This is a genomic window from uncultured Ruthenibacterium sp. (genome assembly GCF_963558415.1).
GTDB lineage: Bacteria > Bacillota > Clostridia > Oscillospirales > Ruminococcaceae > Ruthenibacterium.
The window spans coordinates 1-13,897 of sequence record NZ_CAUWGY010000017.1 but is presented as its reverse complement, the minus strand read 5'-3'; the positions used below and the strand labels follow the sequence as shown (position 1 = coordinate 13,897).

The following is a 13,897-nucleotide window of genomic DNA, read 5'->3' as shown; positions in this document are numbered from 1 at the left end:
GTGTAAAGGAGTTTGGAATCATGCCCTTTTTCTTTTTGCCGGACCGGTACTACATTTTGCTGGTCATTCCGGCGATGCTGGTGGCGCTGTGGGCTCAGATGCGGGTCAAAAGCGCCTTTGCCCGATACAGTGCTGTGGGCATTCGCAGCGGACTCACCGGGGCCCAGGCGGCCCGGCGCATTTTGGATGCCAATGGATTGCAAAACGTGCAGGTAGTGGAAATCGACGGCAGCCTCACGGACCATTATGACCCCACCCAGCGGGTGGTGCGCCTGTCCCGGGACGTGTACGGCCGCAGCACCGTGGCAGCGGTGGGCGTGGCCGCCCATGAGACGGGCCACGCCGTGCAGCACGCCACCGGTTATGCGCCCCTGACGCTGCGCAATGCCATCATCCCTTTGACCAACATCGGCTCCACCATTTCCATTCCGCTGGTGCTGCTGGGCTTTGTCATGGGCATTCAGTCTTTGGTCAGCTTTGGCATTTTGCTGTTCAGTCTGGTCACGGTGTTCCAGCTCGTCACCCTGCCGGTGGAGTTCAACGCCAGCCGCCGGGCCCTGGCCACGCTGGACGCATACAATATGGTCACGCCCGAAGAGCACGACGGTGTGCGCAGCGTGCTGAGCGCCGCGGCTCTGACGTATGTGGCCGCGCTGATCGTCAGTTTGGCAAACCTTCTGCGTTTGATTTTGCTGTTCGGCGGCCGGCGCAGAGACAATTAAAAATGTGTATGAGACCGGTGGGGCACTCCAGGCCCGACCGGTCTTTCTTTGCGCTTTACGAACAGACCGGCTTTATGGTATGATAATTTCAATTCTGCGCCCTTTTGCGGCGTTTTTGGAGGAACTTTATGTTAACAGTGACAGACGTCAGTCTTCAGTTTCAGGGCTCTACCCTGTACAAGCATGTAGATTTAAAATTCACCCCGGGCAACTGCTACGGCATCATCGGGGCCAACGGCGCGGGCAAATCCACGCTTTTGCGCATTTTGTCCGGCGCGCTGGAACCCACCACCGGGTCGGTGTCCATGGGCGCGGACGACCGCATGAGCGTTTTGGAGCAGGACCATTACAAATACGACGAGTACACCGTGATGGACACGGTCATTCAGGGCAACCGCCGTCTGTATGAGATCATGAAGGAAAAAGAGGCGTTGTACGCAAAACCCGACTTTTCCGAAGAGGACGGCGAGCGCGCTGCCGTTCTGGAAGGGGAGTTCGCCGAGATGAACGGCTGGGACGCGGAGACCGAAGCCGACCAGCTACTCAATGGCCTGGGCGTGCCCATGGAGCTGCACAACGCACCCATGTCTTCTTTGGACGGCCGCCAAAAGCTCAAGGTGCTGCTGGCACAGGCTCTGTTCGGCCAGCCCACCATCATTTTGCTGGACGAGCCCACCAACGGTTTGGACATCGACGCCATCGACTGGCTGGAGGGCTTTCTCATCGACTATCCCTACACCATCATCGTGGTCAGCCACGACCGCCATTTTCTGAACGCCGTGTGCACCCACACCGTGGACATCGACTACAATAAGGTGCAGATGTACGCGGGCAACTACGATTTCTGGTACGAGTCCAGCCAGCTCATGCAGCAGCTCATCCGCAACCAGAACAAGAAAAAAGAGGAAAAGATTCGGGAATTGCAATCCTTCATCCAGCGGTTCTCGGCCAATAAATCCAAGTCCCGGCAGGCCACCAGCCGCAAAAAGATTCTCGACTCCATCGCTCTGGAGGAGATGCCGGCCTCCAGCCGCAAATACCCGTTTGTAGGCTTTTCGCCCGAGCGGGAGGCTGGCAAGGACATTCTGTTCGTGGAGGGCCTCACCAAGACCGTGGACGGCGTGAAGGTGCTGGACAAAGTCAGTTTCATCGCCAACAAAAACGACAAAATCGCCCTGGTGGGGGACAACGAGGCCGGCAACACGGCCCTGATGAAAATTCTCATGGGCGAGATGGAGCCGGACGAGGGCAGCTTCAAGTGGGGTGTGTCCACCAGCCAGAGCTATTTCCCTCAGGACAACTCCGCCTTTTTCGAGGGATTTGAGGGCAATTTGATCGATTGGCTGCGCCAGTACAGCGAGGACCCGGCCGAGACGTTTTTGCGGGGCTTTTTGGGCCGGATGCTGTTCAGCGGGGACGAGGTGTACAAGCCGGCCAAGGTGCTCAGCGGCGGTGAAAAAGTGCGCTGCATGCTCAGCCGCATGATGATGACCCACGCCAATGTGCTGGTGCTGGACCAGCCCACCAACCATTTGGACTTGGAGAGCATTCAGGCGCTCAGCAACGGGTTGGCCGCGTTCAAGGGCAATCTGCTGTTCTCTTCGCACGACCATCAGTTCATCGATGAGATTGCCAACCGCATCATCGAGATTCCCCTGGGGCAGCCGGGCTGCTTGGACCGTCCGGGCACCTACGAGGAGTTTTTGGCCTGGAAGCATTCCCGGCAGGCATAAGGAGGCTTTTTTGTGAACATTCGTCTCATCGGTCTGGATTTGGACGGCACGGTGTTCGACTCGCACAAACGCATCACACCCCGCACAAGGGCCGCCATCGCGGCGGCTTGTGCCCAGGGCGTGGCAGTGCTGCCCGTCACCGGCCGGCCCCGGGCGGGGTTGCCGGCGGAATTTCTGTCCATTCCCGGGGTCAAATATGCCATCACTTCCAACGGAGCGGTGGTGTGCGAGGCAGCCACCGGCCGGGTGCTGTCCCAGTCTCCCATGGCGCTGGAACACGCTTTGTGGGGGCTGGAGATGGCCGAAGAGCTGGGCGCGCTGACCGATGTGTACGTAGACGGCCGGGCCTATACCAAAGCGGCCACATTCCACTCGCTTTTGCAGGCTGCGCCGGAGAATATGAAGGAGTATTTCCGCGTTACCCGGGTGCCGGTAGAAGACCAGCGCCTCTGGCTCATGCAGCAAAAGGGACCGGTGGAAAAACTGACCATGCTGTTCACCAGCGAAAGCCAGCGGCAAAAGGCCTGGACTTTGTTTCGGGACAGCGGCCGGTTCGAGGCCACCAGCAGTTTACAAAACAATCTGGAGCTGAACGGCAAGGGCGTGGACAAGGGAAAGGCGCTGTTGGCTCTGGCGGCGCTGTTGGGGTTTTCCCAAAGCCAGGTCATGGCCTGCGGGGACTCCACCAACGACCTTGCTATGCTGCAGGCAGCGGGCCTCAGCGTTGCCATGGGCAACGCCTGTCCGCAGGTGTTAAAGGCGGCCCGGGTGCGCACAGCCACCAACGACCAAGACGGGGTGGCACTGGCCATTGAGCAGTATGTGCTGAACGGGAAAGGAGCGGATTGACATGGACCCCAAGGCATTTTCCAAAGACGGGTATCTCATCGACCAAAGCCGCCTTGCGCAGGTGCCTTACGGCCGTTTTTCTTCGGCCCGGTCTGGGTGCGGCTGGGTGGCCGGCTACAACATTTTGCAGGCGGCGGGGTACGCGCCTGATGCAGACCGGGTGCGCCGCGGCATGGAAAAGGGCCTTTTGTGGGGCGGTGCGCTGGGCACCAATCTGTTCTTTCTTTTGGCCTGGCTGCGGGCCCAGGGCCTGCGGCCCCGGCTGCGTCTGTCGCCGCTGGCCGCGTCGCTTCGCATGCGCCGGTGTCCGGCGGGGTTTGTGTATTACTTCACCGGCCGCGGCTTGCATTTTGCGGCTTTTGTTCCGGCGGGAAAAGGCAAGTTCCGGTTTTTGAACGCGGTGTGCGGCCGGCCGCCTGTGTGTACGCTCGAGGAGTTTTTGGAGCGGTACACCCGCTTTCCCGTGCGGTTTGTGTTTTGTGTAGAAAAATAAGAAAGGCCGGTCAAGCCTATGCTTGACCGGCCTTTTTTGTTCTCAACGCAAAAAGTAGACCAGTTCATCCTGGGGCGGCGTGGTGGGAACCACTTTGCTCGCCCGCAGATACGGGCCTTCGCCCTCGTAAATTTCGCTTTTTGTCACATCCAGCTCCGCAGTCAGCTCCACCCAGCTTCGGTGGGGCAACTGCGCCGCGTTGTCCGCCTGGCACAACACGCCGATGAAGGAGATGTCCTCGGCACAGCAGGTCATGCCAAAGCGCCCTGCCACAAAGCAGCCTTTGGGCGCGTGCTTTGTCTGGCAAACGTATGCTTTGCAGTGAATGTGTTTGCCCCGGTACTTGTCGGGGTTTTCCATCGCGTCCAGGTACCAGATGCCAAAGTCCTCGTCCCGCAGTTCGATCACCGGGGCCTTCAAATCGAAGGGAAGTTCGTCCTCGATGTCGTCCGGCCGGACACTTCCGTCCATGTATTCGTACAAAATCTGTGCCCGGCGGTTCACCATCCGCACCGCCCGGTGCAGATAAGTGCGGTCAGTCTGGTCGGTGCAGCGGTTGAAAATCACCACTTCCGGGTCCTGAAGCTTGTCCACCGCAAGCTGGCGCAGATTGTTCATATACGAGGCAAAGGTGGTGGAGTCCGCCGTCAAAAGAATCTGGTAGAACTCCCAGCCCTTGGGCAAAGCGTCGTACAGCGTCTGCATATTCCACATGCCGTTGTACTCGATGAGCACCCGGTCAATGCGGCGCTGTTTTGCCTGTCCGGCCAAAAAGTCCCGGGTCAGGTCCTCTTCGTTTTCCACCTGCACAATGGTCACGTTGCCGCCGGCAAATTTCTTGGGCTCCAGTTCGATCTCGCCCTCTTCGCACAGCAAAAGAAGCGTCTTTTCCCCGGTGCAAAAATCCGGGTCTTCCAAAGTTTCCTGCAAAAAGGTGGTTTTGCCCGACTCCAAAAACCCTGTAAACAGATAAATGGGAATGGCCATGCTCATTCCTCCTCGCCGAACAGCGCATCCAATGCGGCCGTGTCCAAATGCGCGCCAATCACGCACAAGCGGCCCGTGTAGTCCGCCGAACCGGTGCGCACATTCTGTTCGCCCGGCACATAGTCAAAGTGCAGCCAGGTGCCATCCACGGCCGGCACAATGCCCTTGGCACGCAGCACGGTGCCGTATTTGCCAGTGTCCAGAGCGTCCAGCAGTCCCAACAGCCGCTCGCGGGTGTATTTGCGCGGCGATTGCGTTCCCCAACTGGTGAACACTTCATCCGCGTGGTGATGCCCCTCGTGGTCGTGATGATGTTCGTGCTGGCAGCTTTCGCAGGTGCAGCCTTCTTCGTGGTGGTGCTCGTGCTCATGGTGATGCTCATGCTCGTGCTCATGCTGGCAGCTCTCGCAAGTGCATCCCTCTTCGTGATGATGCTCGTGGTTGTGGGCGTCCTGAGCGACCAAACGCATCAGCTCTTCTTCCAGATGGTTTTTCTGCTCCATGGCATCCAGAAGCTGGGCGCCGGTGAGCTGCTCCCAGGGGGTGGTCACAATGGGGGCCTTTTCGTTGTGAGCGCGCAGCAGATCCACCGCGGTTTTCAGCCGGTCCTCGCTGATGGAGTCGGTGCGGCTGAGGATGATGGCGCTGGCGTGCTCGATTTGGTTGTTGTAAAACTCACCGAAGTTCTTCATATACATGCGGCACTTGGTCGCGTCCACCACGGTCACAAAGCCAGCCAGCTCCACGTCGGCGTGCAGATTCTGCACAGCGCGGATCACATCGCTGAGTTTGCCCACGCCCGAGGGCTCAATGAGGATGCGGTCAGGGTGGTACTGGTCCAGCACCTTTTGCAGGGCCTTGCCGAAATCGCCCACCAGACTGCAGCAGATGCAGCCGGAGTTCATCTCGGTCACCTCAATGCCTGCTTCTTTCATGAAGCCGCCGTCGATGCCGATCTCACCGAACTCGTTCTCAATGAGAACCAGTTTTTCGCCGTTGTAGCCGTCGGCAATCAGCTTTTTGATGAGCGTGGTTTTGCCTGCGCCCAGAAATCCAGAAAAAATCGTAATTTTTGTCATAAAAGAGTCATCGTTCCTTTCCATGCTAAAAAAAGCGCCGCAGCGCTGCTGCGGCAAACGGGGTCAGCCCCGGCAGCCCAAATCGTCCCAGTCCTGAAAATCTTCTGCTAAGGCGATCTGCAAAGGGTCCAGCACCGGCCCGTTTTCCGAAGCCGGGGAGGGGTTGTCCACGGGATTCACATTGGGGCCTTGGTCCGGCTGGTTGTGCTGGGCCAAAATCTCAGCAAGTTCGTCTTCCTGTGGCTGAGCCTTTTTTTGGCCGTGCCGCAAAGCCGCCAGCACACCCAGCACCGCGCCTGCGGCCAGTGCCGCGCCCAGTGCAAGAGCTTTGTGCCGTCGCTCCATATCGGTTCGCCTCTCTTTTCAAAAGGGTTTCGGCGCAGTGCGGCGCCGTTCTTTTTATTATATACCACCCCGGTGCAAAGATGCAAGCAAAGGGGCCCGGGGCAGCCGTTTTTTGCGCAAAAAAACGGGCAGGCGCACACCTGCCCGAAGGCTTTTTCAATCCATGGATAAAAAGTCCTCTTCCTCGCCGATGTCCTCGATTTTTTCGGGGTTCAGCCAGGTGTCGTCGGGCTTGCAGATCACCCGGGCGTTGTTGTACGCCCACGCCAGCTCCAGCACGGTTTCGGGAATGTAGAATTTCTGTTTGCCCAGAACGCTCTCGCTCAAAACCAGCACAAAGTCGGGGGACTTTTCAAAGTTGGGCGCTCCCCCAAAGGAGTCTTTGGGCATGTAGATGGGCATTAAAAACTGAATTTTGTTTCCCTTGGCCGACACACGGTACTGGGGAACCACGTATTTGTAGTTGCGCCTTGCAATCTTGACCGCCTGTTCGATGGCGGATTTGAACTTGTTGGTCAGCCCCACCAAATCGCCGCGGCGGTACTGCTCCACGCAGTCCCGGGGGAAGCGGTTGCGCTGAATGCCCTCATCGATGCAGTGATGCAGTTTCTCTAGATTGTCCGTGTCCACATCGACGGTGGCGTCGTAGACGATTTGGGAGACATCCTTGAAAAAGCTGACCATATCCACTTCGGCGGCGGAGGCATCGAACCCCTTTCGCGCCAGGGTGCTCTTTCCGCCGGTCACGATTTCGGGGTTGGAGATATTGGAGATGAGAAAAGTACCGCTTTCGCTGTCAATGCGGCCGTACGCCTCGCCCACGATCCGGATGTCCGTGGCATAGTTGGACAAAAGCCCTGTGTTGAACAAAGCGTACTTGTGGTCCTGGGAAAATTTGATTTTTCCGTAATTCAGGCTTTCGGGGCGATCGTTTTCATCCAAAAGCGCGAAGAGCACCGTGCGCAGATAGGATTCCAGAATTTCATACTCGGTTTTTTTGCGCAGCGGGTTTGGGGCGGGCTTTGCATATTTCCAGGACTCGCCCGGCAGCAGCCGCTCTTTGAGGCGGACGATAAAGTCATTGGCCGCCGCATAATTCCAAAAGGACAGCGCACCGATCCGATAGGAGTTCAGCCGGTCAAAGATCTGTTTTTCCGTGTTGAAATAGATTCCCATCCACCCCTGGGTTTTTCGGCTGTACTGCACATACAGGGCAGCTCCGTCCGAATCTTGCAACCCGGTGGGAAGGGCAAAGCACATGGTCCTGCGCGAAAAGGCCGGCCGCTGCACCGGATCTCCGTTTTCGTCGTACTCGTGATACAGCAGTTCGCCCTGGTCGTAGGCCTCTTTCATCCGCCGTTCCAGCGCATCCCGGTCAAAGGCGACTTTCCGGGACAGATTTTCCAGCGCCTTTTCCAGATTGGGTACGTATCCCAGCGCCATCAAAGGGGATTTCCCCTGTTCAAAAGGCGGCTTTTGCGCGGTGCAAGCCTTGGGCACAGCATCGGTCAATTCTTTGGGCCGGGCATAGAACACCGGCGGCTTTTCCTCTGTGGTTTCGCTGCGAAAATCCAGCACATCCTGAAACTGTTCCAAAAAAGGCCGCAGCTTTGAAAAGCCGAAAGCCTTGTAGTTCACGCCGGCCGCCGCCAGAGGTGCGCCCACACGGGCCAGATCCACCCAGTCCTGCCCGTCGGCCTGCAAATTTCGAATCAGTGCAATCAAAATTTCCGACAATCGATTTTTTTCCGATACGTCCACATTCACCGCTCCCTTTTCAAAGCCCATCAAGGATTTCAGCTTCATTTTATCATACGAAAAAGGGCGAATCCATAGGCACCGGCAAATTTGGGGGCGCAAAAAAGGGAGCACCCCTGCGGATGCTCCCTTTTTTCGTCTCAACCCCGGCTGGCCGTGGCAATGAGATATTTGTAAATTTGGGTTTTGTATTTTTCATACAGCCCCAGTTGCTCGTACAGATGTTTGTAATAAGGGAATAAGGTGGCCTTTGTCTTGACCACGCTGATCAGATCGATTTGAGAATTTGTGATGCTGCCCCGGTTTTTCACATAGTAGTACACAGGCGTTTCCAGCGCCGCAAAGCGCCGGGCGTACCGGATGTACTCCAGATTGAACAGAAAATCTTCGCTCCAGTTGATCTCCTCGTGGCAGCGCACGTGGTTTTCCTGCAACAGTTCGGCCCGGTACAGTTTGTTCCACAGAACGCCGTAGTAAAAGCTGGCCGGCTCCTCCATCAACTGGCGGGCAAAAGCAAGCTGGTCCATCACGCCGGTATCCCGCAAAAAGCCGTGTTTTGTAATGGCGTCTCCCTTGACGCGGTAATAGTGGGCCACCACCAAATCGCAGTCGTCCGCCAGCGCCCGGTCCACCAAATCTCTTGTGGCATTTTCGGGCAGATAGTCGTCGCTGTCCAAAAACTGGATGAATGCGCCTTTGGCCCGGTCCAGCGCGTCGTTGCGGGCGGCGGAAACACCTTCGTTTTCCTTTTCCAGCACCCGAATGCGCCGGTCCACCCGCTCGTACATACGGCAGATGGGGCCGGACGTGTCGCTGGAACCGTCGTTCACCAGCAAAAGCTCCCAGTTTTCGTAGCTTTGTTTTCGTACGCTCTCAATGCAGCGGGCCAGATCCGGCGCCGCGTTGTACACAGGAACGATGATGGAAACAAGGGGATCGTTCACACAAAAACCTCCTTTTTGCAAAGCATACCCCAAAAACGCCACAAATTTTGGCCAAATGGGGGGCTTATTGGGCTCGGCCTGCCCAAAAATCTGCGCACAGTGCCTCGAGCTGCGCCCGGGTCAGCTCCGGGTCTTTGTCCAACGCCTCGCGCAGCACCTCGATCAGGGCTTCGGCGGCCTTTTGCCCCTGTGAGCGCACCGCGGGCCGCTGGCTCTCCAGTGCGTTCAGCACGGCGCCGTCCCGGGCGGGAATGGCTTTTTCCAGCTCTTTGCGCAGCGCCCGGGTGTAAAAGGGAGCCTTGCCCGCGCCGCACAGGCCCACCACCATCTCGCCCCGGCGCACGAGCGCCGGAAAGTAAAAGGTGCACGCGTCCTTGTCGTCCACCGCGTTCACCGGAATGCCTTTGTCCTGGGCCAGCCGGCTGACAGCATGGTTCAGCGCCCTGTCGCCCGATGCGGCGATCACCAGCGCCCAGGGCCGGTCCCACAGCATGGGCTCATCGCCTTGCAGCACCGCAGTGATGCGCCGCGCATCCACTTCTTCCCAGCCCTGGCAAAACGTTGCGGCCACCGCCGTGATGCGGCAGCCAAAGGGCGCAAGGCTGTGCGCCTTTCGCAGGGCCACGGCCCCGCCGCCCACGATCAGCACATCCCGCTGTGCAAGCGGGACAAACAGGGGAAAATATGGCATAAAATGCTCCTTTTCTTCATTATAGGCCAGCGGCCGGGCGGTTTCAACCGGTCAGAACGTGGCCCTGTTCAAACTCTGGGCCCGGTTCCACAGCCGGCTGTAAGCGCCGCCCGCTGCCAGAAGCTGTTCATGCGTGCCCTCTTCCTCGATGCCCGTTCCGCCCAACACCAGAATCCGGTCGGCGTTCTGAATGGTGGTCAGCCGGTGGGCAATGGTCAAAGTGGTGCGGCCCTTGGCCAGCCGCGCAAGGCTCTGGGTCACCACGTATTCGCTCTCGTTGTCCAGGGCGCTGGTGGCCTCGTCCAGCACCAGCACCGGGGGATCTTTCAAAAACACCCGGGCGATGGAGATGCGCTGCTTTTGTCCGCCGGACAGTTTTACACCCCGTTCCCCTACGTAGGTGTCGTACCCGTCGTGCAGACCGGTGATGAACTCGTGGGCGCCTGCCAGCTTGGCCGCAGCCACCACCTGGTCCCGGGTGGCGCCGGGCCGGCCGTAGGCGATGTTTTCGTACACCGAACCGCTGAATAAGTACACGTCCTGCTGCACAATGCCGATGGCGCTGCGCAGAGAGGCCAGCGTCACCTTGCGGATGTCCTGTCCGTCCAGCAAAATGCGTCCGTCCGTTGGGTCGTAAAAGCGGGGGATCAGGTTGCACAAAGTGGTCTTTCCGCCACCGGATGGCCCAACCAGCGCAATTTTCTCGCCGGCCTTCACGTGCAGCCGAATGTGGTGCAGCACTTTGTTGTGGTCATCGGGGTATTCAAAGCTCACATCCTCAAAGAGGATGTCGCCCTTCACATTTTCCAAAGGCCGGGCGCCGGGCTCGTCCAGAATGTCGATGTCCGCGTCCATGATCTCGCAAAAGCGCTCCACGCCCGTCAGTCCCCGGTAAAACTGCTCGGTAAATTCGATGATGCGCCGCACCGTGGTCAAAAGAGTGGTCACGTACATCATGTAGGCCACCAGATCCCCAGGCTGAATGCGGCCCGCCTTCATGAAAAAGCTGCCTGCGGTCAGCACCACCAGATACAAAAGCCCGTCAAACAGGCGGGTGGTGGTGTTGAACGCGCTCATCCAGCGGTAGGTCTCCTGCTTGATGGAAAAGAATTTGGCGTTGTCCCGGTCAAATTTTTCCTTTTCCACCTCTTCGCCGGAAAAGGCCTTCACCACCCGCTCGCCCAAAAGCGAGTCCTCAATGCGGGCGTTCAATTCGCCGATTTGGCGGCGCTGTTTTTGGAATACGCTGCGCATTTTGTGGTTGAACAAGGCGCAGCACACAGCCATCACCGGAATCAGCGCAAATACGATGCAGGTCAAAAGCACGTTGGCCTGCGCCAGAATCACAAAGGAAATTACGATTTTCAGCACTGCGATGAACAGTTCCTCAGGGCAGTGGTGGGCAAACTCGGTCACATCGAACAAATCGTTGGTGATGCGACCCATAATTTGCCCCACTTTGGTGTTGGCAAAGTAGGCGTCCGAAAGTTTTTGCAAATGGGCAAAGGCGTCCCGGCGCATGTCGGTCTCAATGCGGGCGCCCATCACGTGGCCCGTGTTGGACATGAAGTAGTTGGCCGCCGCGTCCACAATGCGCAGCGCCCCGTACACGGCCACCATGCGCAGAATAAAGGCCGCGGTCAGTCCGGCGGGGTTTTCGGCGCCCATGTTGGTCACGGCGCGCACCATCAGCGGCAGCACCAGTTCGCAGATACACGTCAGCGCTGCGCACACAAGATCAAAAATCAGGATGCCCTTGTACCGCAACAAATAGGGCAAAAAACGGCGCAAAGGCGCCGGCTTTGTCTGGTTCATGATTTCACCTCATAAAAATTGCCGCGGGCGGCGCACCGTCCGCGGCAAATGCTGCGTTAGTCTTTTCCGAATTCGTCCAGCAATCGCTGGCGTTCGTCCCACAGTTTTTGGGACAGATCCACGTAGTACCGGTGGGGGTTTTCAAAGCGGGTCACTTCGTCCCACAGCGTGTCCACCTGAGATGCGCAATACGCGCGGATTTCGCTGAGTTTCGGGCTCTGGTACACCCGCTTGCCGTCCTTGTAGATCAGCGTGTTCAGCTTTTTGGCGTGCACGTTGTGGAAGGTGCGCTGTTTCCAGGTCTGCACCGGGTCAAACAGAGTGATGCCCTCGGACACGTCCACCTCTTCGTCGTACATGGTGATGTAGTCGGCCATGGCCTTGCCGGTCTCGTTGTCGTAGATACGGTACAAATTTTTCAGATGGGGCGTGGTAATTTTCTCCGCGGACTCGCTGATTTTGATTTTCGGGGTGTACACATCTCCGTCCTTGACCGCGGCCAGCTTGTACACGCCGCCGAACACAGGCGTGGATTTGGAGGTGATCAGGTTTTCGCCAATGCCGAAGGAGTCGAGCTTAGCGCCCTGTACCAGCAGATCGCGCACGATGTACTCGTCCAGAGAGTTGGACGCGCAGATGGTGCAGTCGGGATAGCCGGCCTCGTCCAGCATGCGGCGGGCCTTTTTGGACAGATACGCAATGTCGCCGGAGTCGATGCGCACGCCCTTGGGCCGTTTGCCCATGGGGGCCAGCACCTCGTTGAACACCCGGATGGCGTTGGGAATGCCGCTGCGGGTCACGTTGTAAGTATCCACCAGCAGGGTGCAGTTGTCCGGGTACAGCTCGGCATAGCGTTTGAAAGCCTCGTACTCCGATGGGAACATCTGTACCCAACTGTGGGCCATGGTGCCCAGAGCAGGAATGCCGTACTGCCGGTCGGCCATGACGCAGGCCGTGCCCACCACGCCGCCGATGTACGCCGCCCGGGCACCCAGCACCGCCGCGTCGTAGCCCTGGGCCCGGCGGGAGCCGAACTCCATGATGGGCCGGCCCTTGGCCGCCCGCACAATGCGGTTGGTTTTTGTGCAAATCAAGCTCTGGTGGTTGAAGGTGACCAGCAGCAGCGTCTCAATGAGCTGAGCCTCGATGGCGGGTCCCTCCACAATGACGATGGGCTCACCCGGGAAAATGGGCGTGCCCTCTTCCACGGCCCAGATGGTGCAGTGGAAGGTAAAGTGACGCAGATAATCCAGAAAACGCTCCGAAAAGCAGCCTTTGCCGGCCAGATATTCGATGTCGCCTTCGGAGAAGTGCAAATCGTCGATGATCTGGCAGAACTGTTCCAGTCCCGCCGCAATGGCAAATCCGCCGTCGTCGGGGATTTTGCGGAAGAACATGTCAAATACGCCCACCTTGTCGGTGTAGCCTTCCTCAAAATAGCCCGCGGCCATGGTCAGTTCGTAAAAATCCATCAAAAGGGTCAGGTTGCGCTCTTCGTTGATGTTGGTCATGAGAGATCCCTTTCTTTCCGTTTCGGTTTATTGTGCCGCCCGAGGACGGTTTTTTACACATTGCGGGGCCCGCCCTTGCGGGGGCCGCCCCGGCGCTTTGCCCGGCGCTCGGCCTCTTTTTTGTTCACGTACCAGAACAAAAAACCGTAGCCCGAGAAGAACAGCACCGTCAATACCGCCACGACCTTTACATAGGTGCTGGTCAGGGCCTTTTTCACCAAAGCCAGCCCGTACAAAAACAGACTGCGGCTCACGTCCTGTCCGGCCACCAGGTCCACGGTACCAATGACCTGGCCCGACAAACTCAGCGTCAGCGTGCCCACCTTGTCCCCTTGGGACAAAGGCGCGTCGACGCCCTCTTCGGGCACATCGAAGGTGTATTCCATCAAATCTTCACTGTCGTTGGGCAGAATGGTTTTCATGTCGCTGGAAGGATACAGTTGCAAAGTCTCCACGTCCGCAGAGTAGTTCACCTTCACCTCGGTGATGGGCACGTCCGTCTCCAGCGCCGGGCGCACGGAAAAGTTGTCAAACACCCAGTCGTACAAAGCGGCAGTGTCGTGGAAACTGTAAGCGTAACCGTCCTCGGCCGCGTCCCAGGGACAGCCCAGCACCACCGCAATGAAGCTCTCGCCCTCGTCGTTCACCGCGGCGGACACAAAGTTGCGCCCGGCCGCGTAGGTGGAGCCGGTCTTGATGCCCTTGATGTAGCTGCGGTACACTTCGGAAGAGGGCTGGATCATCCGGTTGGTGGTGGTGATAAAATAAGAGGCGTTCGGGTTCTGGTCCGGGTACTGGGCCGTTGAGTGCTTGGGGGTGTCCGTGATGGGCATCCAGTACAGAGTGGTTCCGCACACGGTGCGGAAAATTTCGTGTTTCCAGCACTCCTGCGCAATCAAAAACAAATCGTGGGCCGTGGAATAGTTGCCCTCGTCCATATCCACCAGGCCGTTCGTGCTCACAAAATTGG

General features: G+C 58.1%; 13 protein-coding genes. 4 read left to right on the top strand and 9 right to left on the bottom strand.

Annotated features, from left to right (window positions below):
- Positions 1–20 precede the first annotated feature (20 nt).
- From AB5H98_RS04690 to AB5H98_RS04675, 4 genes are all read left to right on the top strand, one after another.
- Positions 21–722, top strand: coding sequence for a zinc metallopeptidase (locus tag AB5H98_RS04690; RefSeq protein WP_367924765.1), 702 nt, complete (start codon positions 21–23; stop codon positions 720–722).
- Between the two features lie 128 nt (positions 723–850).
- Positions 851–2,455 carry an ABC-F family ATP-binding cassette domain-containing protein gene (locus tag AB5H98_RS04685; RefSeq protein ID WP_367924764.1) on the top strand — a complete coding sequence of 535 codons (1,605 nt, stop codon included), beginning with the start codon at positions 851–853 and terminating at the stop codon, positions 2,453–2,455.
- 12 nt (positions 2,456–2,467) lie between these two features.
- The gene (locus AB5H98_RS04680; protein WP_367924763.1) at positions 2,468–3,304 is read left to right on the top strand and encodes a Cof-type HAD-IIB family hydrolase; all 837 of its coding nucleotides are present in this window, start codon (positions 2,468–2,470) and stop codon (positions 3,302–3,304) included.
- A 1-nt stretch (position 3,305) separates the two neighbouring features.
- On the top strand, positions 3,306–3,797 hold the full coding sequence (locus AB5H98_RS04675; RefSeq protein ID WP_367924762.1) for a hypothetical protein: 492 nt from the start codon (positions 3,306–3,308) through the stop codon (positions 3,795–3,797).
- Between the two features lie 42 nt (positions 3,798–3,839).
- Here the strand turns inward: AB5H98_RS04675 and AB5H98_RS04670 are convergent, their stop codons facing one another.
- From AB5H98_RS04670 to AB5H98_RS04630, 9 genes are all read right to left on the bottom strand, one after another.
- On the bottom strand, positions 3,840–4,784 hold the full coding sequence (locus AB5H98_RS04670; RefSeq protein ID WP_367924761.1) for a GTP-binding protein: 945 nt from the start codon (positions 4,782–4,784) through the stop codon (positions 3,840–3,842).
- A gap of 2 nt (positions 4,785–4,786) precedes the next feature.
- Positions 4,787–5,863 (bottom strand): GTP-binding protein, encoded by a 1,077-nt coding sequence (locus tag AB5H98_RS04665; RefSeq protein ID WP_367924760.1) that lies wholly within the window; start codon positions 5,861–5,863, stop codon positions 4,787–4,789.
- 63 nt (positions 5,864–5,926) lie between these two features.
- Positions 5,927–6,208 (bottom strand): hypothetical protein, encoded by a 282-nt coding sequence (locus AB5H98_RS04660; RefSeq protein ID WP_367924759.1) that lies wholly within the window; start codon positions 6,206–6,208, stop codon positions 5,927–5,929.
- 156 nt (positions 6,209–6,364) lie between these two features.
- Complete coding sequence (locus tag AB5H98_RS04655) at positions 6,365–7,969, bottom strand: DUF3825 domain-containing protein (protein ID WP_367924758.1); 1,605 nt, start codon at positions 7,967–7,969, stop codon at positions 6,365–6,367.
- 137 nt (positions 7,970–8,106) lie between these two features.
- On the bottom strand, positions 8,107–8,910 hold the full coding sequence (locus AB5H98_RS04650) for a glycosyltransferase family 2 protein (RefSeq protein ID WP_367924757.1): 804 nt from the start codon (positions 8,908–8,910) through the stop codon (positions 8,107–8,109).
- A 64-nt stretch (positions 8,911–8,974) separates the two neighbouring features.
- A complete protein-coding gene (locus AB5H98_RS04645; RefSeq protein WP_367924756.1) occupies positions 8,975–9,601 on the bottom strand; it encodes a bifunctional precorrin-2 dehydrogenase/sirohydrochlorin ferrochelatase in 627 nt (208 codons plus the stop codon).
- A 51-nt stretch (positions 9,602–9,652) separates the two neighbouring features.
- Positions 9,653–11,416: an ABC transporter ATP-binding protein gene (locus AB5H98_RS04640; RefSeq protein ID WP_367924755.1), complete on the bottom strand. Its 1,764-nt coding sequence runs from the start codon at positions 11,414–11,416 to the stop codon at positions 9,653–9,655.
- A gap of 56 nt (positions 11,417–11,472) precedes the next feature.
- Positions 11,473–12,927: a nicotinate phosphoribosyltransferase gene (locus AB5H98_RS04635; RefSeq protein ID WP_367924754.1), complete on the bottom strand. Its 1,455-nt coding sequence runs from the start codon at positions 12,925–12,927 to the stop codon at positions 11,473–11,475.
- Between the two features lie 53 nt (positions 12,928–12,980).
- Positions 12,981–13,897 (bottom strand): D-alanyl-D-alanine carboxypeptidase family protein (locus AB5H98_RS04630; protein ID WP_367924753.1); only part of this gene is annotated, 917 nt, incomplete at its 5' end.

Coding starts and splice junctions, on each gene's coding strand:
- AB5H98_RS04690 (WP_367924765.1), top strand. CDS start 21: ATGCCCTTTTTCTTTTTGCCGGACCGGTACTACATTTTGCTGGTCATT.
- AB5H98_RS04685 (WP_367924764.1), top strand. CDS start 851: ATGTTAACAGTGACAGACGTCAGTCTTCAGTTTCAGGGCTCTACCCTG.
- AB5H98_RS04675 (WP_367924762.1), top strand. CDS start 3,306: ATGGACCCCAAGGCATTTTCCAAAGACGGGTATCTCATCGACCAAAGC.
- AB5H98_RS04670 (WP_367924761.1), bottom strand. CDS start 4,784: ATGGCCATTCCCATTTATCTGTTTACAGGGTTTTTGGAGTCGGGCAAA.
- AB5H98_RS04665 (WP_367924760.1), bottom strand. CDS start 5,863: ATGACAAAAATTACGATTTTTTCTGGATTTCTGGGCGCAGGCAAAACC.
- AB5H98_RS04660 (WP_367924759.1), bottom strand. CDS start 6,208: ATGGAGCGACGGCACAAAGCTCTTGCACTGGGCGCGGCACTGGCCGCA.
- AB5H98_RS04645 (WP_367924756.1), bottom strand. CDS start 9,601: ATGCCATATTTTCCCCTGTTTGTCCCGCTTGCACAGCGGGATGTGCTG.
- AB5H98_RS04640 (WP_367924755.1), bottom strand. CDS start 11,416: ATGAACCAGACAAAGCCGGCGCCTTTGCGCCGTTTTTTGCCCTATTTG.
- AB5H98_RS04635 (WP_367924754.1), bottom strand. CDS start 12,927: ATGACCAACATCAACGAAGAGCGCAACCTGACCCTTTTGATGGATTTT.